The organism is Pantoea sp. PNA 03-3 (assembly GCF_003201175.1).
In the GTDB taxonomy this organism is placed as follows: Bacteria; Pseudomonadota; Gammaproteobacteria; order Enterobacterales; family Enterobacteriaceae; genus Pantoea; species Pantoea stewartii.
In genome coordinates this window covers 308,917-333,538 of the sequence record NZ_QICO01000004.1, presented here as the reverse complement: position 1 = coordinate 333,538, position 24,622 = coordinate 308,917, and the positions used below count along the sequence as shown (strand labels likewise).

Here is a 24,622-nt window from a genome sequence, read left to right as displayed (position 1 = left end):
CTGATAGCAACTGTGCTATCATCCGCGCACTATTTTGAATGCAGTCTGGAGTGTCTGGAATGAAAGTTACTCTGCCCGCGTTCGGCCAGGCTTCGGTACTGGTCGTTGGCGATGTCATGTTGGATCGTTACTGGTATGGCCCTACCAGCCGTATTTCCCCTGAAGCCCCGGTGCCGGTGGTGAAAGTGGAGACCGTTGAAGAACGCCCTGGCGGCGCCGCTAACGTGGCGATGAATATTGCTGCGCTGGGTGCCGGTTCACGGTTGATCGGGCTGACCGGTGAGGACGATGCGGCTCAGGTCCTGAGTAAAACGCTGAAGGACGTTCGTGTTGACTGCGATTTTGTCACGTTAAAAAGCCATCCGACGATCACCAAACTGCGTGTGCTGTCCCGCAACCAGCAGCTTATCCGCCTGGATTTTGAAGAAGGTTTTGAGCAGGTTGATGCCGCACCGATGCACGAAAAAATGCGCCAGTCGCTGGCCAGCAGTGGCGCGGTGGTGCTGTCGGATTACGGCAAAGGGGCGCTCGACAGCGTTCAGCAGATGATCACTCTGGCGCGTGAAGCCAGTGTGCCCGTCCTGATCGATCCGAAAGGCACCGATTTTGCCCGCTATCGCGGCGCGACGCTGCTGACGCCCAACCTGTCGGAATTTGAAGCTGTTGTCGGTAAATGCAGGACGGAGCAGGAAATTGTTGAACGCGGCATGAAACTGATTGCCGATTGCGACCTTTCCGCGCTGCTGGTCACGCGTTCTGAGAATGGCATGTCGCTGCTACAGCCGGGGAAAGCGCCGCTGCACTTGCCCACGCAGGCACAGGAAGTGTTTGACGTTACCGGCGCCGGGGATACGGTGATTGGTGTGCTTGCTGCTGCTCTGGCGGCGGGGGATTCGCTGGAAGAAGCCTGTTTCCTGGCCAACGCGGCAGCCGGTGTGGTGGTGGGTAAACTGGGAACCTCAACCGTCAGCATCGTGGAGCTCGAAAACGCCATTCATGCCCGTCCGGAGCGCGGTTTTGGCATCATGACCGAAGCGGAACTGAAAGAGGCCGTCGCTATGGCCCGTCAGCGCGGCGAAAAAGTGGTCATGACCAATGGCGTCTTCGACATCCTGCATGCCGGTCATGTTTCCTACCTCGCAAACGCCCGTAAACTGGGCGATCGCCTGATTGTGGCGGTAAACAGCGATGCGTCGACGAAACGTCTTAAAGGCGACAGCCGTCCGGTGAATCCGCAGGAAAACCGGATGATCGTGCTGGGTGCACTGGAAGCCGTAGACTGGGTCGTGCTGTTTGAAGAAGATACGCCGCAGCGTTTGATCGCCAGCATATTACCGGATTTACTGGTGAAAGGCGGGGATTACAAGCCGGAAGACATTGCAGGCAGTAAGGAAGTCTGGGCGAATGGCGGTGATGTGCGGGTGCTGAACTTTGAAGATGGCATTTCAACCACCAATATCATTAAAACCATTCGCGGCAACTGAGTCGTGATGGCGGGAGCCTGCGCTCCCGCCAGCCAGCATCACTCGCCGGATTTATCCGCAGGGTTCGCCGCCGGGACAATCGCCGGTGCCGGGCCTGGCGTGGTGGGCACCGCGGGTGCAGACGATGCGGTCCCGGTTCCTTTGCTTTCCAGCTGGGCCAGACGTTGTTCCAGCGCCGCCAGTTTTTCCCGCGTACGCAGTAAAACCTGAGTCTGTACATCAAACTCTTCACGGTTGACCAGATCCATGCGGGTCAGCTGGGCCTGCAGAGTCTGCCGTATTTTCTTTTCAACATCATCGCCAAATTCACGAACTCCCTTCGGCAGCGCGTCATGAACCTGACGGGCAATTTGTTCAATTTTTTTCGTGTCGATCATGATGATTTCCTGGTTACGGGTTGCTGTGGCAGCATTTTACCAACGCTAGAGTCACTTAAGTGTAATGCCTGAATTGAAAAGGTTAAACCTGAAATCCATAGCGCAAAAAAAGCTAAAGCAATAATGGCTTTGTGGATTGCTGCCCTGACGGGGAAACGTTATAGTTAAAACGCTTATTCTCAGGGCGGGGCGAAATTCCCCACCGGCGGTAAATCAGCCCAGGCTGAAAGCCCGCGAGCGCTTCGCCGTAATGGTGAAGGTCAGCAGATCCGGTGTAATTCCGGGGCCGACGGTTAAAGTCCGGATGGGAGAGGGTAACGACATCTGTCAGGCATTATGTCTGTTTTGCGTCATTGCTACGTCTTTACGACGTCACTCCTAAGCTTGCCCTGATTCTGGTAACCCAACACATTTATAAGGTTTTATTACCATGAATCAGACTCTACTTTCTGAATTTGGCACGCCGAAACAGCGTGTAGAACGTGCTATCGCAGCCTTACGCGAAGGCCGTGGTGTTATGGTTCTCGACGATGAGAATCGCGAAAACGAAGGTGACATGATTTTCGCCGCGGAGACCATGACCGTGGAGCAGATGGCGTTAACCATTCGTCACGGCAGCGGTATCGTTTGTCTGTGCCTGACTGAAGAACGTCGCCAGCAACTGGCGCTGCCGATGATGGTGGAAAACAACACCAGCGCCTACGGCACCGGTTTCACCGTGACGATTGAAGCGGCAAAAGGCGTAACCACCGGCGTATCTGCTCAGGATCGTATCACCACTATCCGTGCCGCGATTGCCGATGACGCAAAACCTGAAGATTTAAACCGTCCGGGTCACGTCTTCCCGCTGCGTGCCCATGATGGCGGCGTTCTGACGCGCGGTGGCCACACCGAAGCCACTATCGATCTGGTGACGCTGGCAGGCTTCAAGCCCGCAGGCGTTCTGTGTGAACTGACCAACGACGACGGTTCCATGGCGCATGCGCCGGAAGTGATCGCGTTCGCGAAACAACACGCCATGCCCGTCGTCACCATCGAAGATTTGGTAGCCTACCGTCGCGAACACGAAACGCGTCAGGCCAGCTAGTTTTCGTCTTAATCAGGCCAGTTCTCTGGCCTGATCGTCTCGCCTTGTCCTGTGTGTGTGCTTCCTCAGTCCCTGCCATTTTTATTCAAAATTTCTGACAGAGAACATCATGCTTATCCGCGTGATCACGCCGGTAAAAAGCGTATCGTGGTGTTCACAGAATGAACACATCAAGGATCACTATGAGTCAGGTTCGCATGCCGGCGCTGTTTTTGGGACACGGCAGCCCAATGAATGCCTTAGAAGAAAACCGCTATACCGCTGCCTGGCGTAAAGCCGGTGAAATCCTGCCACGGCCACGTGCGATTCTGGCGGTTTCGGCTCACTGGTACACACAGGGAACTGCCGTAACGGCGATGGACAATCCACGCACTATTCACGATTTTGGCGGCTTTCCTCAGGCGCTTTTTGATACCCGTTATTCCGCGCCGGGCTCACCCGCACTGGCGGAAGAGATTGCGGAACGGTTATCCCCGGTGCCGGTTCATCTGGATCACGCATGGGGATTGGATCATGGCTCGTGGGGCGTGCTGATTAAGATGTATCCCGACGCAGATATCCCGGTCGTCCAGCTCAGTATCGACAGCGGCAAGCCCGCCGCCTGGCATTTCGGGATGGGAAGAAAGCTGTCTGCGCTCCGCGATCGCGGCGTGATGATCGTCGCCAGCGGTAACGTGGTGCACAACCTGCGTAAAGTTCTCTGGGGCGGTGGCGAAGCTTACAGTTGGGCCACGGGGTTCAATAACTTCGTGCGGGACAATCTGGCGGTGCAGGCCGAGGCGGATGCACATCCGTTGGTGAGTTTTATGCAGCATCCGGATGCGGCCTTATCCAACCCGACGCCGGAACATTTCCTGCCATTGCTGTATGTGCTGGGCTCCCGTCACGCAGATGAGCCTGTGACCGTTCCGGTGGAAGGTATGGAGATGGGCGCAATCAGTATGTTGTCGGTACAGGTCGGTTAACGCGTAAGACAGGCCAGCGAACTGGCCTGGAGCTAAAAGGCTATTCAATGAAGGCGTGCGGATAGAAACGCGACAGATCCTGCGTGATCAACTCCCGATCTTCCCGCAGGCCAATCCCGGCCGGTTGATCGTCGATGAGCCAACTGCCAATCAGCGTATAACTGTCACCAAATTTTGGCAGCGGATGGAACTGCTGCACAATCATGCCTTCTTCGCCGTATGGACCATCCACCCGGGCGATCTCTTTGCCGTTTTCCACGATACGAATGTTAGCGCCTTCGCGGGAGAACAGCGGTTTGACCACATACTTGTCCATAGGCGGCACGTCGTCTTCAGCAAACCAGGCAGGCAGCAGGTTGGGATGATTGGGAAACATCTGCCACAGCATCGGCAATAACGCTTTGTTTGACAGAATGCTTTTCCAGGCGGGTTCAAGCCACCGCACGCCCGCATCCGCCAGCTTGGTCGAAAACATTTCGCGCAGCATAAATTCCCACGGGTAAAGCTTAAACAGATTACTGATCACCTGATCGTGCGGGTCAGTAAACTGGCCTTTCTCACCCAGCCCTATCTCATCAATATAGAGAAATTCGCTGGGTAAGCCGGCTTCCGTGGCGCAGTCCTGCAGGTATTGCACCGTGCCGCGATCTTCCTCGGTATCCCGGCAGCAGGCAAAGTGCAGCCAGTTAAAGCCGTGCTGCTGATGCAGCACCGTGAAGCGATCGATAAGCTTTTCCTGCAGGCTGTTAAACTGGTCGCTGCCAGGCGGCAACTGGCCCGCATTCAGCTGGTCTTCCAGCCACAGCCACTGGAAAAACGCCGCTTCATACAGCGAGGTCGGTGTATCGGCGTTGTTTTCCAGCAGTTTGGCATCGCCTCGGCCATCCCACGCCAGATCGAGACGGGAATAAAGTGAAGGCTGACGCTGATTCCACGAGTCACGCACGAAGTCCCAGGTATGTTTTGGAATACGGAAGCGGGTAAGCAGGGCTTCACTGTTTACCACTTTTTCCACCACCTGCAGACACATCTGATGAAGTTCGGCGGTCACCTCCTCCAGATAGTCGATTTGCGCCAGGGTAAACTGATAGTAAGCATCTTCGCACCAGTAGGGCTCACCGTGCATGGTGTGAAAACGAAAACCAAACTCTGTGGCTTTTTCCCGCCAGCCCGGACGCTCAGAAATCGCGATACGTTGCATAAACGGTATTAGCCTCCCAGCGAACGGCTGGAGGTGCCGGAAGCACTGCTGCGTTGCATCGCGTTTTGTTTCGCGACCGTTTCGCCAAAACCACCACGTGTGATGGTGGAGGTGGTGGTCGGTTTCGGCGCCAGGGCAGTTTTGGGCACGTTCATGGTCTTACCTGGGGTGGCATTACCGTAGTTACGGCCAGAGGCATCCACGAACTGACCGTTTGCCGGGCTGTTGGGGGTTTTCGGTGAGAACAACGGTTGCTGGGCAAAGCCCGCGCCACCGCCCATCATGCGCCCCATCATGTAGCCTGCCATTAACGGCATCCAGAAGCTGCCACTTTGCTGCGCTTCGGCATTCGTACTGCCTGTGCCCGCCTGTGCCGGTGCCTGCTGACACTGGTTTTCACCAAATTCGGCGACACAGTCTTCACGTGTCGCGTATTTTGGCGCGGTGCGTTCAGCTTCCTTTTTAGCGTTGTTAAACGCGGTGGTGCACTGCGCACTTTGTCCCGGATTGGCTTTTGAACAGTCGTCCGCGTTTTGATAAAGGGTGACGGTTTCGTCGTTTTGCTCACAACCTGCCAGCATAAATACCGCTGAAACAGCGATAGCAACAGGCGTTAAGTGTCTTGCTTGCCAGCTCTTACGAAAGGCGGCATAGCGGATCGTTTTAGTCCGTTTCATTATAAATATCCTGTGCCCAAAGGTAGTGCATAGAATAGGGGATGAGTGGTGAGAAATGAAGCTAACGGCCAGGCAGGACGGGGATCTTTACGTAGTTATACGTTTTGCAGAGAGGCGGGCCGCAAAGCAGCCCGCAACAGGCTTAGTGACTGAACGGATTACGGCTGCTCTTATGTGCGGCCTTATGTACGGGGGCCGGTGCTGGTGCCGTTTCGGAAGTGGAGATGTGATCTTCACCCAGCACCTGCTGTACATTTTGTGGCTGAACCGTTTCGGGCGAGGTTGAGATTTCTTTACCTAACTGACTGTTAAGCACACCCAAACTCTGCTCGTTCAGCGTGCCCAGGGCATAGCTGATATTCAACTGGTTAATCAGATAGCTGTAACGCGCATCCGACAACTGCTGCTTAGCGTTATAAAGCGTTGATGTCGCATTCAGCACGTCAACGATGGTACGGGTTCCCACCTGGTAACCGGCTTCCATCGCGTCTAATGAACTTTGCGCGGACACCACGGCTTGTTTGTAAGCGGCAATGCTACTTGCTGACGCATTGACGTTGTTGTAAGACGAGCGCACGGTCTGCACGGCTGAACGGTGCGCGGCTTCCAGCTGCTCACTGGCGCTGACAAAGTTGTATTGCGCCTGTTTCACCTGCGAGGTCACGCTGCCACCGCTGTAAAGCGGCAGGGTAAAGCTCAGGCCCACTTTGTTGTTGCCGGTGATGGAATCTGTCGAGCTGGCATTTTGCTCAGCACGGCTTCCGCCGTATTTGCTGTTGGACAGGCCAGTCGAGGCGGTCAGATCCAGCGTCGGTAAATGGCCCGCCTCCGCTGAACGGATTTGCTCACGGGCTAAGTCCTGGTTCAGACGGGCAGAAAGCAGGTTCAGGTTGCGGCTTTCAGCCTGCTTAAGCAGCGAGTTAACCGCTTCAGGTTTAGTGGTTTTGAAGCGATCAATATCCAGCGACGCCAGCGCCAGGTAATCCATACCGGTAATCTGACGCAGAGACTCCACTGCGTTGTCCAGGTCATTACGCGCGGTCACTTCATTCGCCAGGACACTGTCGTACTGCGCGCGGGCGTTCTGCACGTCGGTGATGGCGACCAGGCCCACGTTGAAGCGCTGGGTCGTTTGATCCAGTTCGCGATAAATCGACATCTTCTGCGCTTCGACGTAAGAAAGCGTATCAATGGCTTTCAGCACATTGAAGTAGGCCGTCGCGGTGTTCAGAATCAGATCCTGCTGGGCGACCTGGTAGGTCACATCCTGAATACCGGCTGCTTTTTCCTGCAGCGTCAGCGCACGCCATTTTGACATATCGAAAATGGTTTGCGTCAATTGCAGCGAGCCACTGGTGGTATTGGAGTGAATACCGCTACTATCACGGTAGCCGTTTGCGTAGGTATAGTCTGCACCCAAACCCAGTTGGGGTAATAAAGGACTGCGCGCTTCGTTAATTTTCTCGAACGCCGCATCACGCGTCGCCGCAGAGCTACGCAGATCAGGGTTGCTTAAACGCGCTTGCTGGTAAACCTGAAGCAGGTTTTCCGCCTGGCTGGCGAAGCTGAAACCGCCCAGGCTCAGCCCAATAAAAAATGGGAGCAGTTTTTTCATTTGCATTCCTTTTGTTGCAGCAAATCGCAGTGACTGTGCCGCCTGTAAGCCAAAAATTATCGCAGATTCTAGCAGAGGGCAACTGTGAGATAAGGTGGCTGAACGTGCCATATTTGTGTGTTTCAGGTAAATAACTCAGTAATGACCCTTTGGATGGCATCTGGGCTTGTGTTTTATCTGTGTTATCCCAATCTGCATAAGGAACTTAATGATGAAGGACAATAAAACATCACCTGTGACTTTCACAAAAAATGATGTAGAAATTATTGCACGAGAAACCGCGTACGAGGGTTTTTTTTCCATTGTGCGTTATCGCTTTCGTCATCGGTTGTTTAATGGCCAAATGAGCCGGGAAGTGACGCGTGAAGTTTTTGAGCGCGGTCATGCCGCTGTGCTGCTACCTTATGATCCCGTCCGTGATGAAGTGGTGCTGATTGAACAGATCCGCATCCCGGCTTTCGATTGCAGTCCCACGCCCTGGCTGCTGGAAATGGTGGCAGGCATTATTGAACCGGGTGAAACCCCGGAGCAGGTGGTGCGCCGTGAAGCCGTCGAAGAAGCGGATCTGACGGTTGGCCGGGTCAAACCGGTGCTGAACTACCTGGCCAGCCCCGGCGGCACCAGCGAACGGTTATCGGTAATGGTCGGAGAAGTGGATGCCAGCCAGGCAAAAGGATGCCATGGTCTGGAGGAAGAGAATGAGGATATTCTTGTCCATGTGGTCAGTCGTGAACAGGCTTACCACTGGGTGGAACAGGGGATTATTGATAACGCGGCATCTGTCATCGCCTTGCAATGGCTGGCACTGCACCATAAAAAACTTCGAGAAGAGTGGACGCAAAAATGAAACAGCGCTATATCCCTGATTTCCCCGAGATGATGAGGCTGTGCGAAACCAATTTCGCCCAGTTACGTCGTCTGCTACCACGTGATGACGCAGCAGGCGCATCGGTGATCTATCAGGTGAGTGGCGCCCGCTACCAGGTAACCGTTGAGGAATCAACGCGTTATACTACCCTGGTCGATATCCGTCAGACGGCCCCAGCCGTAAGTTACTGGAGCCTGCCGTCAATGTCTGTCAGGCTGTATCATGACGCGATGGTGGCTGAAGTGTGTTCGACACAGCAGATCTATCGGTTCAAAGCACGTTATGATTATCCGAATAAAAAAATGAATCAGCGTGATGAGAAGCATCAAATCAATCAGTTTCTTGCTGACTGGTTACGTTATTGCCTGACGCACGGCGCGATGGCAGTACCGGTTTGCTGATGCGTATAATGCACTGAATGGCGTAGAGACGAAGGAAACGCTTTGGATAGCCTGCTAACTCTTCCTGCGACAACAGAATCTGAGGTTCGGATTCTGCAAGTAACGGACACGCATTTGTTCGCAGGAAAACACGAATCCCTGCTGGGGGTGAATACCTGGGCCAGTTATGACGCGGTACTGGATGCGATCATCGCGCAGCAGCGTGATTATGATCTTATCGTTGCCACCGGCGATCTCTCTCAGGATCACTCAGTCGAAGCCTATCAGCATTTTGTTGAGGGCATTTCGCGCCTGCCTAAACCTTGCGTCTGGCTGCCGGGGAATCATGATTTTCAACCTGCGATGGTCGATACGCTGGCAGAGGCCGGCATTAACGCACACAAGCATGTGCTGTTAGGCGATCACTGGCAGGTTGTTCTGCTGGACAGCCAGGTTTTCGGCGTGCCCCATGGCATGTTAAGTGACTACCAGCTTGAGTGGCTGAATACCACGCTTGCCCGTTATCCGCAGCGCCATACGCTGGTGCTGTTGCACCATCATCCTTTAGCGTCGGGCTGCACCTGGCTTGATCAACACAGCCTGCGCAATCCGCATCAGTTAGACGCCGTGTTGCAGCACTATCCGCTGGCAAAAACGCTGGTCTGCGGCCATATTCATCAGGAAATGGATGTACCGTGGCAGGGCCGCCGTGTGCTGGCAACGCCGTCGACCTGCGTGCAGTTCAAACCGCACTGTACCAGCTTTACCATCGATACCGTTGCGCCCGGCTGGCGCTGGTTTACGCTGCACAATGACGGTCAGCTTGAGACCGAAGTCAACCGACTCACCACACAGGCTTTTCGCCCCGATCTGGATGCTGAAGGATATTAACGGATGAAGGCGCTGCTTTATCTGCACGGCTTTAACAGCTCACCGCGTTCAGCAAAAGCGACGTTGTTTAAACAGTGGCTGAGCCAGCATCATCCCGATATCGAGATGATTGTGCCGCATTTGCCCACGTTTCCTGCGGATGCGGCAGCTATGCTGGAAGATATTGTGCTCAGCCACAGCGGACGACAGCTGGGCCTCGTCGGTTCTTCGCTGGGCGGCTACTACGCCACCTGGCTGTCACAATGTTTTATGCTGCCGGCGGTGGTGGTCAATCCCGCCGTTCGCCCGTTTGAGTTGCTGGTGGATTTTTTGGGTGAAAATCAGAATCCCTACACCGGTCAGCAATATGTGTTAGAGTCTCGCCACATTTACGATCTGAAAGTGATGCAGATTGATCCGCTGGAAGCGCCTGATTTATTGTGGTTGCTGCAACAAACCGGCGATGAAGTGCTCGACTACCGCCAGGCACTCGACTATTACAGCGCGTGCCGTCATACGGTTGAAGAGGGCGGAAATCATGCATTTACTGGATTCGAGCGCCATTTCCCGCAAATTCTGGACTTTCTGGGCCTGAATCACGCTTGAGCAACGTGGAAATCGCAACCATTTTCTTCATCTAATCAGACAGTTACCATGAGTCAATCAAGCTATAATGCGGGTGACATTGAGGTCCTGACTGGCCTTGAGCCGGTTCGCCGTCGCCCGGGAATGTATACCGATACGACGCGCCCTAACCACCTGGGTCAGGAAGTCATTGATAACAGCGTCGATGAGGCACTGGCGGGCCATGCCAAACGGGTAGAGGTGATTTTGCATGCCGATCAGTCGCTGGAAGTCATCGACGACGGGCGCGGCATGCCGGTGGACATCCACCCGGAAGAAGGCGTTCCGGCTGTTGAACTCATTTTGTGCCGGCTGCACGCGGGCGGTAAATTTTCCAATAAAAACTACCAGTTTTCCGGTGGCCTGCACGGCGTCGGGATTTCGGTGGTTAATGCCCTGTCCAAACGCGTTGAAGTGAATGTGCGCCGTAACGGCGAGATCTACACTATCGCCTTTGAAAATGGTGAAAAGGTGCAGGATCTGACCGTCACCGGCACGGTTGCCAAACGCAACACCGGCACCAGCGTCCATTTCTGGCCGGACGAACACTTCTTTGACAGCCCGCGTTTCTCGGTTTCCCGCTTATCTCACCTGCTGAAAGCGAAAGCCGTGTTGTGTCCGGGTGTCGAAATCGTCTTTAAAGACAAGCTCAACAATACCGAGCAGCGCTGGTGTTACGAAGATGGCCTGACAGATTATCTGTGTGAAGCCGTAAACGGCCTGCCGACGCTGCCGGAAAAACCGTTTGTGGGTGCCTTTGCAGGCGATATCGAAGCGGTGGACTGGGCGTTACTGTGGCTGCCGGAAGGCGGTGAGCTGTTGACCGAAAGCTATGTGAACCTGATCCCGACCATGCAGGGTGGGACACACGTTAATGGTCTGCGCCAGGGCCTGCTGGACGCCATGCGCGAGTTTTGCGAATACCGCAATATCCTGCCGCGTGGCGTGAAGCTGTCCGCCGAGGATATCTGGGATCGCTGTGCCTATGTGCTGTCGGTGAAAATGCAGGATCCACAGTTTGCCGGTCAAACCAAAGAGCGCTTATCTTCACGCCAGTGCGCCGCCTTCGTGTCAGCCGTGGTCAAAGATGCCTTCAGCCTGTGGCTGAACCAGAACGTGCAGGCGGCAGAACAGCTGGCAGAGCTGGCGATTTCCAGCGCCCAGCGCCGGATGCGCGCGGCGAAGAAGGTCGTGCGTAAAAAGCTGACCAGCGGCCCGGCGTTGCCCGGAAAACTGGCAGACTGTACAGCACAGGATCTGAATAAAACCGAACTGTTCCTGGTGGAAGGGGATTCGGCGGGCGGTTCAGCCAAGCAGGCACGCGACCGCGAATACCAGGCGATCATGCCGCTTAAAGGCAAGATCCTGAACACCTGGGAAGTCTCGTCGGATGAAGTGCTGGCCTCACAGGAGGTGCACGATATCTCTGTGGCGATCGGTATCGATCCCGACAGCGAAGATCTGACGCAGCTGCGCTACGGTAAGATCTGTATTCTCGCCGATGCCGACTCAGATGGGCTGCACATTGCCACGCTGCTCTGCGCGCTGTTCGTGAAGCACTTCCGTACGCTGGTAAAAAACGGCCACGTTTATGTAGCGATGCCGCCGCTTTATCGTATCGATCTGGGCAAAGAAGTGTATTACGCGCTGGATGAAGACGAGAAAGAGGGCGTACTGGAGCAGTTAAAGCGTAAGAAGGGCAAACCGAACGTTCAGCGCTTTAAAGGGCTGGGTGAAATGAACCCGCTTCAGTTACGTGAAACCACGCTCGATCCGAATACCCGCCGTCTGGTTCAGCTTACCGTCAGTGACGACGATATTGAGCAGACGCTGCGGACGATGGACATGCTGCTGGCGAAGAAGCGTTCTGAAGATCGCCGCAACTGGTTACAGGAAAAAGGCGACAAGGCCGATATCGAAGTCTGAGTCGGTTACCCGCTGCAAAAAGCCCCGGCCTGTACCGGGGCTTTTTCGTGTCAGCGTTGCAGAAATTACTGGCCGGGTTCCAGCACCAGAATTTTTACGTCTGTCACGTATTCTTTAATGGCAGCGCGATGGGCTTCCATATGCGGCATTTGCTGATGCTGGTCGAGATGACGCAGGGTTTCCCACTGCTCCAGCATGAAAATCGAATCGGGTGAGTTGTGTTTCCACGGCACCTGCGCCTGATGATCGACCAGCGCGCTGTACTGATGGCAGCCTTCTTCTTCCAGCACGGTCGGGATCACCTGATGAAACGCCTCCAGTACTTTCTGACGGTAGCCTGGCTTCACACAAATTTCAGCAACGACGGTTAACATTCACGTTTCCTCTTTCGGGGGGAAAGTCTATTTAAGCAAAAATTTCGCTGAGATGCGTCCGATAACGAGCAATATCCCGCGGCACATCAGGCTGCTTGATCACGTCGTTACAGATGAACGTCGGTAAGGCTTCCATTCCAAGGAACTGATTAGCCTTGTGAAAATGCAGGTACAGGCCATCCACGCCGACGCCTTCGAAGAATTGCTCAGGATCGGTAAAGGCTTCCAGCGGAGCGTTCCAGGTCAGGGAAAGCATATATTTTTTGCCCTGAAGCAGGCCGCCAGAACCGTATTTTTTCTCGCTGTCTGAACGTGTGCGACCATCACTGGCATACAGCTTGCCGTGGCCTTCCGTAAAGACTTCGTCAATATAACGTTTCACGGTCCAGGGTTCGCCCATCCACCAGCCTGGCATCTGATAAATCACGACATCGCTGTCGAGATATTTTTGGATCTCATCTGCCACAACATAGTCACTGTCGGCGACGGTAACGGTCACCTCATGGCCCAGATCGCGCAACTGGCTGGCGGCCACGTCGGTCAGCGTATGATTCAGTTCACCTTTAGAATGGGCGAAAGTTTTACCACCATCGATAATTAAAATGTTGCTCATTAAGCGTGTCTCCCGTATGCGTTTATGGGGAGTAGCTTAGGCCGCGACGCGCGGGAGAAAAATGCGAGAATGATCACAACACTTTTGCGATTAGCGCAATAACCCGTAAGGTTATGTCACCATAACGGCGCAAACTCACCTCCGAAAAAAAAGAATGATGAAGAAAACACTCATAATGACTTTACTGCTGGTGGCTGGCGTTGCCCAGGCCCAGTCGCGTCTGGACAGCGTGCTCAACACCAAAACCCTGAAAGTCTGTACGACCGGGGACTACAAGCCCTACAGCTTTCTGAAACCCGATGGCCACTATGAAGGGCTGGATATCAGCATGGCGGAGTCGCTGGCGGCGTCACTGGGAGCGAAAGTGCAATGGGTACCTACCACCTGGAAAACCCTGATGCAGGACTTTTTAGCGAAACAGTGTGATATCGCACTGGGTGGCGTATCGGTTACGCTGAAGCGCCAGCAAACCGCCTGGTTTGCTCAGCCGCTTGGCGTGGACGGCAAAATTCCGCTGGTGCGCTGCGCGGATAAAACGAAGTATCAGACGGTTGACCAGCTAAATAAACCCGGCGTCCGGTTAATCGAACCCGCGGGCGGGACGAACGAAGCCTTTGTGCACAGTTATCTTCCTCAGGCGGCGTTAACGCTGTTTCACGATAACGTCACCATTTTCCAGCAGTTGGTGGATAACAAAGCCGATGTGATGATTACCGATGCCTCAGAGGCGCTGTATCAGCAAAAACGCTTCCCTTCCCTGTGCGCACTCAATCCGGATAAACCGCTTCAGTATGGCGAGAAGGCCTATATGCTTCCGCGTGATGATATGAGCTGGAAACAGTATGTCGATCAGTGGCTACACCTGAGCACGGCCACGGGAGAATATGCGAAGATTGCGCAGCAGTGGATGGGCGTGATGAAGTAATCATGTTTTGTGCGCTCAGTTTTTTTGCAGCGCTGTACACGCCATCCGACAGGGTTTCTGAGCGGGCGTCCTCACGTCGCTGTCGCGTGCCTTCACGTCGCGCTTCAGCCTGACGGACTGACGGAGACGATACAGCCTGTACCGACTCCGTTTTTTGCCCGCGTCCTGCGGGCAAATCCTGGTTTTATCGCTCTGTTCAGCGCTGCGGATTGCCTGCTCCGACTTCCTGTCAGATGGCTTTGAAACGCCACGGTGCGGTTATCTGAATCAAAAGCGAAGATGCTTAATACAACGACGCTTTACCCAGCCCACCAAACAAATTCATCTTGTAGCGAATGACCGCTTTTGCCGCCTCAATCGCTTCGGGATAAATTACGTTCGGATCCCACCAGGTTTCACGGGTTAACACTTCACGCACCTTCTGGAAATAGGCATATTTCATGTCGCTGGAGATGTTGATTTTACCCACGCCCAGCGTCACCGCCTCGGCCACTTCGGCATCGGGATTCGCCGAGCCGCCATGCAGCACCAGTGGAATGGAAACGCGCTGTGAAATGTCGCGCAGGATATGCATTTGCAACTCCGGTTTCATATCTTTGGGATAGATACCATGCGCGGTGCCGATGGCGACCGCTAAGGTATCCACGCCGGTTCGCTGCACAAAGTCTTCGGCCTGAGCCGGGTCGGTATAGATCACTTTGCTCACGCCGCCTTCCACGGTCGTCCCGGTATCGCCAATCGTCCCCAGTTCGCCCTCAACCGACACGCCCACCGCATGGGCCAGCTTCACCACCTCTTTCGTCAGCGCCACGTTTTCTTCATAAGGCAGCAGGGAACCGTCAATCATCACCGACGTGAAACCGCACTGAATAGCGCGCAGCACATGGGCCACCGATGCACCGTGATCCAGGTGCAGCGTAAACGGCACGCTGCTTTTCAGTGTGCGCTCCCGCACATAGCCAAAAAATGCATCGGTGACGAATTCCAGTTCACTGGGATGAATCGAGATAATGGCCGGGGTTTGAGTGGCTTCGGCTTCTTCCACGACCGCGCGGATAAAACAGCTGTCAGCGACATTGAAGGCGCCAATCGCAAAGCGATGTTGACGGGTGGGTCTTAACATCTCTTTCATGGAAATCAACATGTTAAATCTTCCTCAGCTTGTTTTATGACAAAGGGTTGCCCTGCGCTGACGTTCAGAGACGCGCACCGGGTTACAGCAGAAAGCCATCAGGCCTGGCGGGCGGAGCCAGACCAGCTCAGATAGTCACTGACGACTTCACAACAGGCGGACTCCATCAGGGCGAGTAAGTCCGGCAGTTCGGTGGTGGGAGGGTGTTTAAGCGCCTGGTGCAGCGCCTGTTTACCGGCTTCAAATACCGCCGCGCCAACGTTAATCTTGGCGACGCCGTGCTGACTGACGCGCCGAATATCGTCCGCTGGCGTGCCACTGCCGCCGTGAAGCGCCAGCGGGCGCGATGAGGCCGCGTGCAGGTCTGCCAGACGCTGGAAATCGATTGTCGGCTGCACCCCAGCGGGATAAAGCCCATGCGCGGTGCCAACCGAAACCGCGAGCAGATCGATATGGGTCTGCTCAAGAAACGGCAGGACATCCGCCACCTGGGTCATTTTGACCGCCGCGTCGGCCAGCGCGTAGGTGGGCGCATCGGCGATATGGCCCAGTTCGCCTTCGACGCAAACCCCGGCGGTGTGGGCCATGTCGACCACGCGGGCCGTCTGACGAATGTTTTCGGCCAGCGGCTCCGCCGAAGCATCGATCATCAGCCCGGTAAAGCCTGCGCGAAAGGCCTGGCCAATCAGCGGAAAGGCCTTGCCATGATCGAGCGCCAGCGCGATTGGTACGCTGGCCTCCGCCGCCAGCGCCTGCACCAGCGGCACCGCGATGGCTGGCGGAAAATGACGGCTATGGCCTTGATACACATTCAGTATCAGGGGCGCACGCTGCTGCTCCGCCGCCTTAACCGCCGCCCGGGCACTTTCCAGGTTGAAGCAGTTGATGGCCAGAACGGCATATTTTTTCTGCGCAGCCTGGCTTATCAGGTCGTTCATTGCCGCGTACATACTCACTCCTTATTCCAGTGTGAATTTAATGTCGTCGTCGCGAACGGTGTGATCTTCCACGTCGTCAAACTCTTCGTCGGCTTCAGTGACGGGCTTTTTCAGCAGCGAAAGCATGACGCCACAGATCGTGGTGCCGATACCGAGCGCCAGGCAGAACAACCCGGGTTTGGTGAACAGCGGTACGACAAACATGCCGCCGTGAGGCACTGGCGCTTCCACGCCCCAGACCATGATCAGGCCACCAGCAACGGCTGAGGCAACCACACAACTCCCGACGACCCGGAACAGATCGCGTGCGGCAATGGGGATCACACCTTCGGTGATCATGCAGATCCCCATCGGGAAGGCCGCTTTCAGGGCTTCTTTTTCCGCGCGGGTGTACTTATGGCGCGTGAGCAGCCAGGAGAGCGTGATGCCAAAGGGCGGGATCATCGAACCGGCAAATTTGACCGCTTCCGGCCCGTAAATGCCGTCCACCAGCATGCCATCCGCAAACAGCGACATGGTTTTATTGACCGGCCCGCCGAAGTCAAAGGTCGCCATCGCCCCCAGAATCGCCCCCATGATGAACTTAGAGCCCCCCTGCATTGATTCCAGCAGGGCGATCAGCGCCTTTTGCAGCCAGACAATGGGCTGACCGATAAACGTCATCATGAGCAGCCCGGCAATGATGGTGCTCAGTACGGGCAAGACCATGATCGGCATCAGCCCCTGCATCGATTGTGGCAACCGGATACTGCGCCGCAGCAGAATCACCGTGTAACCCACCAGGAAGCCACCCAGGATGCCACCGATAAAGCCGGTGCCAATCTGTCCGCAGATAAACCCGACGATCAAACCCGGCGCGAAGCCCGGCCTGTCGGCAATCGAGTAAGCGATAGCCGCACTGATCAACGGGACGATTAAGCCCATGCCCCAGCCACCGATCTGGTTCAGCATCCAGGCGATCGTACCGGGATGTTTACCCACATCGGGCCCGCCAATCACCTGACCCAGCGCAATGCAGATCCCGGCGGCGACAATCAGCGGGATCATCCAGGAGATCCCGGTTAACAGATGGCCTTTGATCGCTTGCCCGTACTGGCTTTTGTTAGCGTTCATTGTGGATCTCCTCAGGCACGCGCCAGTGAATCCGCCACTTTTTCCAGAAACTTGATGGGCGACTTGATCACCACTTCGGTTTTCACCCGCACGATCGGTTTGCCACGAAAACGTTCCTCGCCGGTGATCTTCACGTCCACCGCCAGGATCACCACGTCGGCTGCCGCTATCGTTTCGGCATCCAGGGCGTTTTCTGTCCCGATGGTGCCCTGCGTTTCCACATGGATGGTGTGGCCAAGGGCGTGAGCGCCTTTGATCATTTTTTCACGCGCAATGTAGGTATGCGCGATGCCCGCCGTACAGGCGGCAACACAGACAATGTTCATGATTACCTCGGATTCCAGGGTTAACAGAGGTCGGTTTCGGCGTACTGACTAAACAGCCGAATGATTTCGCTGGGATCGTTTTCCACCAGCAGTTGCGCAATCACCTCATCATCGGCCAGCGCACTGGCCACCTGTGACAGCAGGCGAATATGGGTCGTGTTTTGATCTTCCAGCCGCACGGCAAACAGGATGATGCAGCGCACCTTGCTGCCATCCAGCGTCTCCCAGGGGATATCCTGCTGGCTGCGCCCGATGGCCAGCGTGGTTTGCTTAACGGCGGAGGACTTACCGTGAGGAATGGCGATATGATTCTCAAACCCGGTCGATCCCTCCGCCTCGCGTAGCCAGACATCGCGGATAAAGGCCTCTTTATCGCTAATGGCACCGTCACTGAACAGCAACTCCGTCAGTTCGATAATGGCCGCTTCTTTGCTGCTGGCCTGCAGATTGAGATTGACGCGGCGTGGCGTGAGAATGCGAGAAATATCCATTAATCAGACCTCATTCAGTTAATGTTCTGCCAGTGCGCGCGTTGCGGCCTGTGGCAGTTGGCGACCAATCATGGCGTCCGTCACCCGGCGAATATCGTCGTCGTTAAAAAACGCAGTAACATACACGGTGGGCAAGGTGCTGATATCGAGATGAATGGTGGAGATGACCAGATCCACCGGCTCCTGCTGACAAAAGTCGTCCAGCGTGCTGGCCGAAATAACGCCCACGATAATCCAGTCCGGAAAGGCGCGCAGGATGCGACTTTTCAGCAAATGCGACGTGCCGACGCCGCTGGAACACACCAGCAAAATACGTTTATGGGCGATTTGCCGTTCAAGCGCGGCCTGAAAATGCACGCACAGATAACCGATCTCATCGTCAGCGATTGGCCCATAATGAAACCGCTCGGCCGTTACCTGCATGGCGCGTTGGGTCAGCGTGAAAATATCCTGTAATTCCGCTTTTATGTCATCGAGTAAGGGATTGCGAATCGTAATATGATATTTAAGCCGGTTAAGTAGCGGCTTAATATGGAATAGCAAACCTTCAAATAATAAAGAATCGGTCGACAGATCCTTTTGGATGAATGCGGAAAAGCAATGAATTAATTCGAGCGTAATATTGCGCGATGCTGCATTTGAAAAAGGAGAGTGCGATAGCATGTGGCTGCCGCGTTCTTCGACTACAATGCCCGATGAAATAATATATTGATAAATAAATCCCACTTCATCCGCGGGCGCGGATTGCCCCAGCCGCTGTTCAATCTGTACTACCATCTGGCGGGCAATCTTCAGAATTCGGTTGTCCATTTCTGACGCGCTCAGAGCCAGCGGCAGGGACAAGGCTTTGCCCTGCGCCATACGGTGAATCATGATCAGAATATGGGTGGACAGATTGAGGTAATACGCATCGCTCAAAGGGTAGCCAAGCTGCTGCTCCATTTGCTGCAGTAAGCGCTGCACAAAGGCCACGTCCTCTTCGCCAAAATAGTGGATCAGCGCCTGATAACTGCCGGGGTCGAGCCGCGGCAGGGCCATATTGCTGCCCGTGTTATGCTGCATAACGTCGTTAATCAGCAAAACCATGGCCTGGCGCAGTGCTTGCTCGCTGCCTGCCACATGCGTGCCGCTCTGACTACGGACCAGCTCCAGCGCCAGCGGCTGCAACCACTCTTCAATCACCTTGAGGTCATTAACAATCGAAGCGTGACTGATGAAATAACGTTCAGATAACTTACTGATCGAGGTTTCACGTGGCGCGTCTCGTAGCAGCTGGGACAGGATTTTTACCCGCCGCGCATTGTTGCTTAAGCCCGCAGACCAGTTATCGTCGCTGGCAACATGCTGCTGCAAGCGCAGCCGCTGTTCATGATCGTGTGTTTCCAGCGCCACACAGCGGCCAGGCAGCTTCACCAGTTGCGCCTGCCAGCCATGCAGCCAGGGTTCCAGACTTTGTAAATCGCGATAAATACTTTTTTCAGAAACGGTTAACTGTTGGGCTAATTGCGCTAACGCCAGCGGCGTGCCCGCCTGTAACAGTAATTTCAGTAATCGGTGTTGTCGTGAAGTCAGATTTTGCATTCAGTCACCTGTCTATTATTTCGTTAGCGGTGCTTAAGTGGCAATTCGTTAAATCCAACCAGGGCATAAAATAAAACCGGTATATGTCGCTGAAATTGAATTTAGGTGGTGAAAGAAAAAGCAACAATACTAAATGTTGTCCCGGGAACGGGACAGGATTAATACGCTATAAATAAGCTGATAATTAATTGCGAGGAAGGTCACAAACTATTAAAAATAAGCGCACGGGGATTTTTACCGGTGTGGTTTTTTCGGCGACCGGAAAACAGGGAAAAAAGAGTGACCAGCCCGCTCCAGGACTGTGACTAATACCCACGAATAAGGTACTATCCTCGCCAAACAACCGCCGGGTGATCCGCCGTTGCGGGTCACGATGTGAGGATGAGGACTTAATGAGCGAATTGACGCAGGATGGTGCAGAGCGTCTTGCCCTGCATACGTTTACTGAGAATGCGTACTTAAACTACTCCATGTACGTCATCATGGACCGTGCGTTGCCTTACATTGGCGACGGCCTGAAACCCGTCCAGCGCCGCATTGTATATGCCATGTCGGAGCTGGGGCTTAACGCTACCGCCAAATTTAAAAAATCGGCCCGTACCGTGGGTGACGTGCTGGGTAAATACCATCCTCATGGTGACAGCGCCTGTTACGAAGCCATGGTGTTGATGGCACAGCCGTTCTCCTACCGTTATCCGCTGGTCGATGGCCAGGGAAACTGGGGGGCACCTGACGATCCTAAATCTTTCGCCGCCATGCGTTATACCGAGTCTCGCCTGTCGAAGTATGCCGAAGTGCTGCTGGGTGAGCTGGGGCAGGGCACGGCAGACTGGGTGCCAAACTTTGACGGCACGATGCAGGAGCCGAAGATGTTGCCGGCGCGCCTGCCAAACATTCTGCTGAACGGCACTACTGGGATCGCGGTGGGCATGGCAACCGATATTCCGCCGCATAACCTGCGCGAAGTGGCGCAGGCCGCTATCGCCCTGATTGACGATCCGAAAACCAGCCTGGATGCGCTGCTGGAGATTGTGCAAGGGCCGGATTTCCCGACCGAAGCCGAAATCATTACGCCACGCGACGAGATTCGCAAAATCTATCAGAACGGGCGCGGCTCGATTCGCCAGCGTGCGGTGTGGAAAAAAGAGGACGGCGAGGTGGTGATCACCGCGCTGCCGCACCAGGTGTCCGGTGCCCGGGTACTGGAGCAGATTGCCAGCCAGATGCGCAATAAAAAGCTGCCAATGGTCGAGGATTTACGTGATGAGTCCGATCACGAAAACCCGACTCGCCTGGTGATTGTGCCCCGGTCAAACCGTGTCGATCTGGATCAGGTTATGAACCACCTGTTCGCCACGACCGATCTGGAAAAAAGCTACCGTATCAACCTGAATATGATCGGACTGGATAACCGTCCGGCCGTGAAAAACCTGCTGGAAATCCTGTCTGAATGGCTGGTGTTCCGTCGCGATACTGTTCGTCGCCGTCTGAATCATCGTTTAGAACGCGTGCTGCGCCGTCTGCATATCCTGGACGGTTTGCTGGTGGCCTTCCTTAATATTGATGAAGTCATTCACATCATCCGTACCGAGGACGAACCAAAGCCAGTGCTGATGTCGCGCTTTGAGATCAGTGAAACCCAGGCCGAAGCGATTCTTGAACTCAAGCTGCGCCATTTGGCGAAGCTGGAAGAGATGAAGATTCGCGGTGAGCAAAGCGAACTGGAAAAAGAGCGCGATCAGCTGCAGGCGACGCTGGCCTCTGAACGCAAAATGAATACGCTGCTGAAAAAAGAGCTGCAGGCAGACAGCAACAGTTTTGGTGATGATCGCCGTTCGCCTCTGCGTGAACGTGAAGAAGCCAAAGCGCTCAGCGAAACCGAGCTGGTTCCGTCTGAGCCGGTTACGATTGTTCTGTCGCAGATGGGCTGGGTGCGCAGCGCCAAAGGACATGATATCGACCCGGCGGGCCTGAGCTATAAAGCCGGTGACAGCTTCCTGGCGGCGGCACGCGGCAAGAGTAATCAGCCTGTGGCCTTTATCGATTCCACTGGCCGCAGCTATACGCTGGATCCCACCTCGCTGCCGTCGGCACGCGGGCAGGGCGAGCCACTGACCGGTAAACTGACGCCACCACCGGGTGCGGTTGTTGAACAGGTATTGATGGAGCCGGAAGAGCAGCGCCTGCTAATGGCTTCGGATGCCGGATATGGCTTTATCTGCACCTTCAACGATCTGATTTCGCGCAACCGTGCGGGCAAAGCGCTGCTGACCCTGCCGGAGAATGCGCGCGTCATGACGCCGATGGCTGTGCATCATGAAGACGACATGCTGTTAGCGATCACCCAGGCGGGCAGGATGTTGATGTTCCCGGTCGGCGAGTTGCCGCAAATGTCGAAAGGCAAGGGCAACAAGATTATCTCGATTCCGTCGGCGGATGCCGCGGCGGGCACGGATAAACTGGCCTGGCTCATGATTCTGCCACCAGGCAGCGCGATTACGCTGCACGTCGGTAAACGCAAGCTGTTGCTGCGCAGTGAAGAGTTGCAGAAATTCCGTGCCGATCGGGGTCGCCGTGGCACGCTGTTACCGCGCGGTCTGCAAAAAATTGATCGGGTCGAACTGGATGCCCCGGCACGTCCTGACAGCGCTGACAGCGACGCGTAATTCATCCGGCTGGTTCATCGCCAGCCGTGTTACATTGAGGAAGCTATGTTACTGATATTACGCACGATTATTGTGGTAATTTATTCGATTCTGGTCTGTGTATTTGGCTGCATCTGGTGTCTGTTCTCGCCGCGCAATCCGCGTCACGTCGCCACCTTTGGTCATCTGTTTGGCAAATTATCGACGCTGTTCGGTCTGAAGGTTGAACTTCGTCGCCCAGAGGGCGCGGATAATTACGGTAATGCGATTTATATCGCTAATCACCAGAACAACTACGATATGGTGACGGCCGCTAAAATTGTGCAGCCCACCACCGTGACCGTGGGGAAAAAAAGCCTGCTGTGGATACCGTTCTTTGGTCAGCTTTACTGGCTGACCGGTAATCTGCTGATTGACCGTGACAACCGGGCCAAAGCACACGGCACCATTGGCGAGCTGGTCGAGCAGTTCAATAAAAAACGGATTTCGTTCTGGATGTTTCCTGAAGGTACGCGCAGTCGCGGGCGGGGATTATTACCATTTAAAACCGGTGCGTTTCACGCTGCGGTCGCGGCCGGCGTCCCGATCATTCCGATTGTGGTGTCCAATACGCACAATAAAATTAATCTCAACCGCCTGAAAAACGGTCTGGTGATTGTGGAAATGCTGCCGCCGGTAGACGTCAAACAATTTGAGTCGTCGTCTGTGCGCAAACTGGCTACCCACTGTCGTGAACTGATGGCCGCGAAGCTGGAAGAGCTTAACGCCGAAGTCGAAGAACGCGAAAAAAACGGTAAAATCTAACCGACAAATCCGTTGTCGGACTATTCTGCATGGATGCCCCACGGCGAGTGACGTCCTGCGTCGCTCGCCGTGAAAGCAGCACAGCAATGACAGCAATAAAAACAGGGTTGGCGTTTCAGCGCCACGCGTAAAAGGTCTGAAATTTCATGTCTTTCAGCAGACGTCAGTTTATCCAGCTTTCTGCCGGTGTGGCGCTCAGTGCCACGGTAATGCCGCATGCGGCACGTGCCGCTTCCTTGCGTGGTGACACGCCACTTCCCGTTCCGCCGTTGATCGAATCCCGCCGGGGTCAGCCGCTGTTTCTGACCTTACAGCGCAGCCACTGGTCGTTTAACGGTGACAATAACAAGGTGCCGGTCTGGGGCATCAATGGCATGTACCTTGGGCCAACTGTCCGTGTTTACAGCGGCGATGATGTCAAACTGATCTACAGCAACCGCCTCAATGAACCGGTTTCGATGACCGTCAGCGGCCTGCAGGTGCCAGGGGCACTGATGGGCGGCGCGCCGCGGATGATGTCAGCGGGCGTCGACTGGGCACCGGTGTTACCGATTCGTCAGAACGCCGCCACCTGCTGGTATCACGCCAACACGCCAAACCGCATGGCACCCCACGTCTATAACGGCCTGGCGGGCATGTGGCTGATCGAGGACGACCTCAGTAAGCAGCTTCCGTTGCCAAAACACTATGGCGTGGATGACTTTCCGCTGATCATTCAGGACAAGCGGCTGGATAACTTTGCGACACCGGTTTATGACCCACCCGCTGACGGCGGTTTCCTGGGCGATACGCTGCTGGTTAATGGCGTACGCAATCCGTTCATTGAGGTATCACGAGGCTGGGTGCGCCTGCGGTTGCTCAATGCCTCCAATGCCCGACGTTACGAACTCAGCATCAGTGATAACCGGCCGTTTACGGTCATCGCCAGCGATCAGGGTTTTTTACCGTCGCCGGTAGCGGTACAGCGGCTAACGCTGGCTCCCGGTGAGCGGCGCGAAGTTCTGGTGGATATGTCGCAAGGGGATGAGGTCTCCATTACAGCGGGCACCGCGGCTGGCATCATGGATCGCCTGCGCGGTTTCTTCGAGCCTTCGACGATTTTGACCTCAACGCTGGTGCTCACGCTTCGCCCCACTGGCCTGCTGCCGCTGGTGACGGATAACCTGCCAATGCGTTTACTGGCCGATCAGATTCTGGACGGCGCTTCGGTGCGTACCCGGGAGTTTCGTATTGGCGACAGTATGCCCGGCATCAACGGTGCCGTGTGGGATATGAACCGCATTGATACCACCGCGCAGCAGGGCACATTTGAGCGCTGGATTATCCGTGCCGATCGTCCGCAATCGTTGCATATTCAGGGTGTAATGTTCCTGATTAAGAGCGTGAACGGTGCGCAGTCGATGGGGGAAGACCGGGGCTGGAAAGACACCGTCTGGGTGGACGGCGAGGTCGAACTGCTGGTCAACTTTACCCAAAGCTCTTCAGACCATTTCCCGTTTGTCTATTACAGTCAGACGCTGGAGCTGGCGGATCGGGGAACGGCAGGTCAGCTGCTGGTGCAGCCTGCCACGGCATAACGGAGCAGACTGTGCCGGGCAGGGCTTTC

Annotated in this window: 24 protein-coding genes and 1 riboswitch; of the genes, 12 read left to right on the top strand and 12 right to left on the bottom strand. The window is 55.1% G+C overall.

Annotation, left to right across the window (positions count from 1 at the left end):
- Nucleotides 1-59 precede the first annotated feature (59 nt).
- Nucleotides 60-1,484: a bifunctional D-glycero-beta-D-manno-heptose-7-phosphate kinase/D-glycero-beta-D-manno-heptose 1-phosphate adenylyltransferase HldE gene (gene hldE, locus C7433_RS14590; RefSeq protein ID WP_033739825.1), complete on the top strand. Its 1,425-nt coding sequence runs from the start codon at nt 60-62 to the stop codon at nt 1,482-1,484.
- A gap of 38 nt (nt 1,485-1,522) precedes the next feature.
- Here hldE and C7433_RS14585 read toward each other — a convergent pair whose 3' ends face one another.
- Entirely contained in the window at nt 1,523-1,861 is a 339-nt protein-coding gene (locus tag C7433_RS14585; protein WP_006118198.1) for an accessory factor UbiK family protein, read from the bottom strand.
- A 171-nt stretch (nt 1,862-2,032) separates the two neighbouring features.
- Nucleotides 2,033-2,181: riboswitch (FMN riboswitch) on the top strand.
- Nucleotides 2,182-2,291: 110 nt separating this feature from the next.
- Here C7433_RS14585 and ribB point away from each other — a divergent pair.
- Together ribB and ygiD are read left to right on the top strand one after the other, a co-directional pair.
- Nucleotides 2,292-2,948 (top strand): 3,4-dihydroxy-2-butanone-4-phosphate synthase, encoded by a 657-nt coding sequence (ribB, locus tag C7433_RS14580; protein WP_006118197.1) that lies wholly within the window; start codon nt 2,292-2,294, stop codon nt 2,946-2,948.
- Nucleotides 2,949-3,130: 182 nt separating this feature from the next.
- Complete coding sequence (gene ygiD, locus C7433_RS14575; protein WP_033739824.1) at nt 3,131-3,913, top strand: 4,5-DOPA dioxygenase extradiol; 783 nt, start codon at nt 3,131-3,133, stop codon at nt 3,911-3,913.
- 40 nt (nt 3,914-3,953) lie between these two features.
- On the opposite strand, the gene C7433_RS14570 is transcribed toward ygiD, so the two are convergent.
- From C7433_RS14570 to tolC, 3 genes are all read right to left on the bottom strand, one after another.
- On the bottom strand, nt 3,954-5,114 hold the full coding sequence (locus tag C7433_RS14570) for a glutathionylspermidine synthase family protein (RefSeq protein ID WP_006118195.1): 1,161 nt from the start codon (nt 5,112-5,114) through the stop codon (nt 3,954-3,956).
- Between the two features lie 8 nt (nt 5,115-5,122).
- Nucleotides 5,123-5,791: a DUF1190 family protein gene (locus tag C7433_RS14565; protein WP_033739822.1), complete on the bottom strand. Its 669-nt coding sequence runs from the start codon at nt 5,789-5,791 to the stop codon at nt 5,123-5,125.
- Nucleotides 5,792-5,933: 142 nt separating this feature from the next.
- Complete coding sequence (gene tolC / locus C7433_RS14560) at nt 5,934-7,406, bottom strand: outer membrane channel protein TolC (protein WP_006118193.1); 1,473 nt, start codon at nt 7,404-7,406, stop codon at nt 5,934-5,936.
- Nucleotides 7,407-7,617: 211 nt separating this feature from the next.
- Between tolC and nudF the strand changes: the two genes are divergently transcribed.
- The 5 genes from nudF to parE are packed head-to-tail and all read left to right on the top strand — an operon-like array spanning nt 7,618 to nt 12,074.
- On the top strand, nt 7,618-8,253 hold the full coding sequence (gene nudF / locus C7433_RS14555) for an ADP-ribose diphosphatase (RefSeq protein WP_033739821.1): 636 nt from the start codon (nt 7,618-7,620) through the stop codon (nt 8,251-8,253).
- Nucleotides 8,250-8,675, top strand: coding sequence for a DUF1249 family protein (locus C7433_RS14550; RefSeq protein ID WP_006118191.1), 426 nt, complete (start codon nt 8,250-8,252; stop codon nt 8,673-8,675). Before nudF ends, C7433_RS14550 begins: the two co-directional genes overlap by 4 nt.
- Before the next feature lie 42 nt (nt 8,676-8,717).
- Nucleotides 8,718-9,545: a 3',5'-cyclic-AMP phosphodiesterase gene (gene cpdA, locus C7433_RS14545; RefSeq protein WP_033739819.1), complete on the top strand. Its 828-nt coding sequence runs from the start codon at nt 8,718-8,720 to the stop codon at nt 9,543-9,545.
- Between the two features lie 3 nt (nt 9,546-9,548).
- A complete protein-coding gene (gene yqiA, locus C7433_RS14540; RefSeq protein ID WP_110268410.1) occupies nt 9,549-10,130 on the top strand; it encodes an esterase YqiA in 582 nt (193 codons plus the stop codon).
- 48 nt (nt 10,131-10,178) lie between these two features.
- A complete protein-coding gene (gene parE / locus C7433_RS14535; protein WP_006118187.1) occupies nt 10,179-12,074 on the top strand; it encodes a DNA topoisomerase IV subunit B in 1,896 nt (631 codons plus the stop codon).
- Nucleotides 12,075-12,139: 65 nt separating this feature from the next.
- Here the strand turns inward: parE and C7433_RS14530 are convergent, their stop codons facing one another.
- Both C7433_RS14530 and C7433_RS14525 read right to left on the bottom strand, forming a co-directional pair.
- Entirely contained in the window at nt 12,140-12,448 is a 309-nt protein-coding gene (locus C7433_RS14530) for a putative quinol monooxygenase (protein ID WP_033739815.1), read from the bottom strand.
- 31 nt (nt 12,449-12,479) lie between these two features.
- A complete protein-coding gene (locus C7433_RS14525) occupies nt 12,480-13,061 on the bottom strand; it encodes an NAD(P)H-dependent oxidoreductase (protein ID WP_110268409.1) in 582 nt (193 codons plus the stop codon).
- Between the two features lie 175 nt (nt 13,062-13,236).
- Between C7433_RS14525 and C7433_RS14520 the strand changes: the two genes are divergently transcribed.
- The gene (locus tag C7433_RS14520) at nt 13,237-13,986 is read left to right on the top strand and encodes a transporter substrate-binding domain-containing protein (protein WP_369974383.1); all 750 of its coding nucleotides are present in this window, start codon (nt 13,237-13,239) and stop codon (nt 13,984-13,986) included.
- A 283-nt stretch (nt 13,987-14,269) separates the two neighbouring features.
- Here the strand turns inward: C7433_RS14520 and C7433_RS14515 are convergent, their stop codons facing one another.
- From C7433_RS14515 to C7433_RS14490, 6 genes are all read right to left on the bottom strand, one after another.
- Complete coding sequence (locus tag C7433_RS14515; RefSeq protein WP_006118185.1) at nt 14,270-15,130, bottom strand: ketose-bisphosphate aldolase; 861 nt, start codon at nt 15,128-15,130, stop codon at nt 14,270-14,272.
- A gap of 86 nt (nt 15,131-15,216) precedes the next feature.
- A complete protein-coding gene (locus C7433_RS14510) occupies nt 15,217-16,068 on the bottom strand; it encodes a class II fructose-bisphosphate aldolase (protein WP_033739812.1) in 852 nt (283 codons plus the stop codon).
- 9 nt (nt 16,069-16,077) lie between these two features.
- A complete protein-coding gene (locus C7433_RS14505; RefSeq protein ID WP_054633136.1) occupies nt 16,078-17,169 on the bottom strand; it encodes a PTS fructose transporter subunit IIC in 1,092 nt (363 codons plus the stop codon).
- An 11-nt stretch (nt 17,170-17,180) separates the two neighbouring features.
- Nucleotides 17,181-17,495: a PTS fructose transporter subunit IIB gene (locus C7433_RS14500; protein WP_006118182.1), complete on the bottom strand. Its 315-nt coding sequence runs from the start codon at nt 17,493-17,495 to the stop codon at nt 17,181-17,183.
- A gap of 20 nt (nt 17,496-17,515) precedes the next feature.
- Nucleotides 17,516-17,986, bottom strand: coding sequence for a PTS sugar transporter subunit IIA (locus C7433_RS14495; RefSeq protein WP_033739808.1), 471 nt, complete (start codon nt 17,984-17,986; stop codon nt 17,516-17,518).
- Between the two features lie 18 nt (nt 17,987-18,004).
- Nucleotides 18,005-19,567 (bottom strand): transcription antiterminator, encoded by a 1,563-nt coding sequence (locus C7433_RS14490; RefSeq protein ID WP_110268408.1) that lies wholly within the window; start codon nt 19,565-19,567, stop codon nt 18,005-18,007.
- A gap of 392 nt (nt 19,568-19,959) precedes the next feature.
- On the opposite strand from C7433_RS14490, the gene parC reads away from it, so the two are divergent.
- The 3 genes from parC to ftsP all read left to right on the top strand — a co-directional run bounded on the left by parC (nt 19,960) and on the right by ftsP (nt 24,593).
- Nucleotides 19,960-22,233, top strand: coding sequence for a DNA topoisomerase IV subunit A (parC, locus tag C7433_RS14485; protein ID WP_033739803.1), 2,274 nt, complete (start codon nt 19,960-19,962; stop codon nt 22,231-22,233).
- A 45-nt stretch (nt 22,234-22,278) separates the two neighbouring features.
- A complete protein-coding gene (locus C7433_RS14480) occupies nt 22,279-23,016 on the top strand; it encodes a 1-acylglycerol-3-phosphate O-acyltransferase (RefSeq protein ID WP_039342149.1) in 738 nt (245 codons plus the stop codon).
- 146 nt (nt 23,017-23,162) lie between these two features.
- Nucleotides 23,163-24,593, top strand: a complete 1,431-nt coding sequence (gene ftsP / locus C7433_RS14475; RefSeq protein ID WP_039342152.1) for a cell division protein FtsP — start codon at nt 23,163-23,165, stop codon at nt 24,591-24,593.
- Nucleotides 24,594-24,622 lie beyond the last annotated feature (29 nt).

Coding starts and splice junctions, on each gene's coding strand:
- nudF (WP_033739821.1), top strand. CDS start 7,618: ATGAAGGACAATAAAACATCACCTGTGACTTTCACAAAAAATGATGTA.
- hldE (WP_033739825.1), top strand. CDS start 60: ATGAAAGTTACTCTGCCCGCGTTCGGCCAGGCTTCGGTACTGGTCGTT.
- C7433_RS14515 (WP_006118185.1), bottom strand. CDS start 15,130: ATGTTGATTTCCATGAAAGAGATGTTAAGACCCACCCGTCAACATCGC.
- parE (WP_006118187.1), top strand. CDS start 10,179: ATGAGTCAATCAAGCTATAATGCGGGTGACATTGAGGTCCTGACTGGC.
- C7433_RS14505 (WP_054633136.1), bottom strand. CDS start 17,169: ATGAACGCTAACAAAAGCCAGTACGGGCAAGCGATCAAAGGCCATCTG.
- C7433_RS14520 (WP_369974383.1), top strand. CDS start 13,237: ATGACTTTACTGCTGGTGGCTGGCGTTGCCCAGGCCCAGTCGCGTCTG.
- ygiD (WP_033739824.1), top strand. CDS start 3,131: ATGAGTCAGGTTCGCATGCCGGCGCTGTTTTTGGGACACGGCAGCCCA.
- ribB (WP_006118197.1), top strand. CDS start 2,292: ATGAATCAGACTCTACTTTCTGAATTTGGCACGCCGAAACAGCGTGTA.
- C7433_RS14500 (WP_006118182.1), bottom strand. CDS start 17,495: ATGAACATTGTCTGTGTTGCCGCCTGTACGGCGGGCATCGCGCATACC.
- C7433_RS14510 (WP_033739812.1), bottom strand. CDS start 16,068: ATGTACGCGGCAATGAACGACCTGATAAGCCAGGCTGCGCAGAAAAAA.
- yqiA (WP_110268410.1), top strand. CDS start 9,549: ATGAAGGCGCTGCTTTATCTGCACGGCTTTAACAGCTCACCGCGTTCA.
- tolC (WP_006118193.1), bottom strand. CDS start 7,406: ATGAAAAAACTGCTCCCATTTTTTATTGGGCTGAGCCTGGGCGGTTTC.
- C7433_RS14530 (WP_033739815.1), bottom strand. CDS start 12,448: ATGTTAACCGTCGTTGCTGAAATTTGTGTGAAGCCAGGCTACCGTCAG.
- C7433_RS14570 (WP_006118195.1), bottom strand. CDS start 5,114: ATGCAACGTATCGCGATTTCTGAGCGTCCGGGCTGGCGGGAAAAAGCC.
- C7433_RS14490 (WP_110268408.1), bottom strand. CDS start 19,567: ATGCAAAATCTGACTTCACGACAACACCGATTACTGAAATTACTGTTA.
- C7433_RS14550 (WP_006118191.1), top strand. CDS start 8,250: ATGAAACAGCGCTATATCCCTGATTTCCCCGAGATGATGAGGCTGTGC.
- ftsP (WP_039342152.1), top strand. CDS start 23,163: ATGTCTTTCAGCAGACGTCAGTTTATCCAGCTTTCTGCCGGTGTGGCG.
- parC (WP_033739803.1), top strand. CDS start 19,960: ATGAGCGAATTGACGCAGGATGGTGCAGAGCGTCTTGCCCTGCATACG.
- C7433_RS14585 (WP_006118198.1), bottom strand. CDS start 1,861: ATGATCGACACGAAAAAAATTGAACAAATTGCCCGTCAGGTTCATGAC.
- C7433_RS14565 (WP_033739822.1), bottom strand. CDS start 5,791: ATGAAACGGACTAAAACGATCCGCTATGCCGCCTTTCGTAAGAGCTGG.
- C7433_RS14495 (WP_033739808.1), bottom strand. CDS start 17,986: ATGGATATTTCTCGCATTCTCACGCCACGCCGCGTCAATCTCAATCTG.
- C7433_RS14525 (WP_110268409.1), bottom strand. CDS start 13,061: ATGAGCAACATTTTAATTATCGATGGTGGTAAAACTTTCGCCCATTCT.
- C7433_RS14480 (WP_039342149.1), top strand. CDS start 22,279: ATGTTACTGATATTACGCACGATTATTGTGGTAATTTATTCGATTCTG.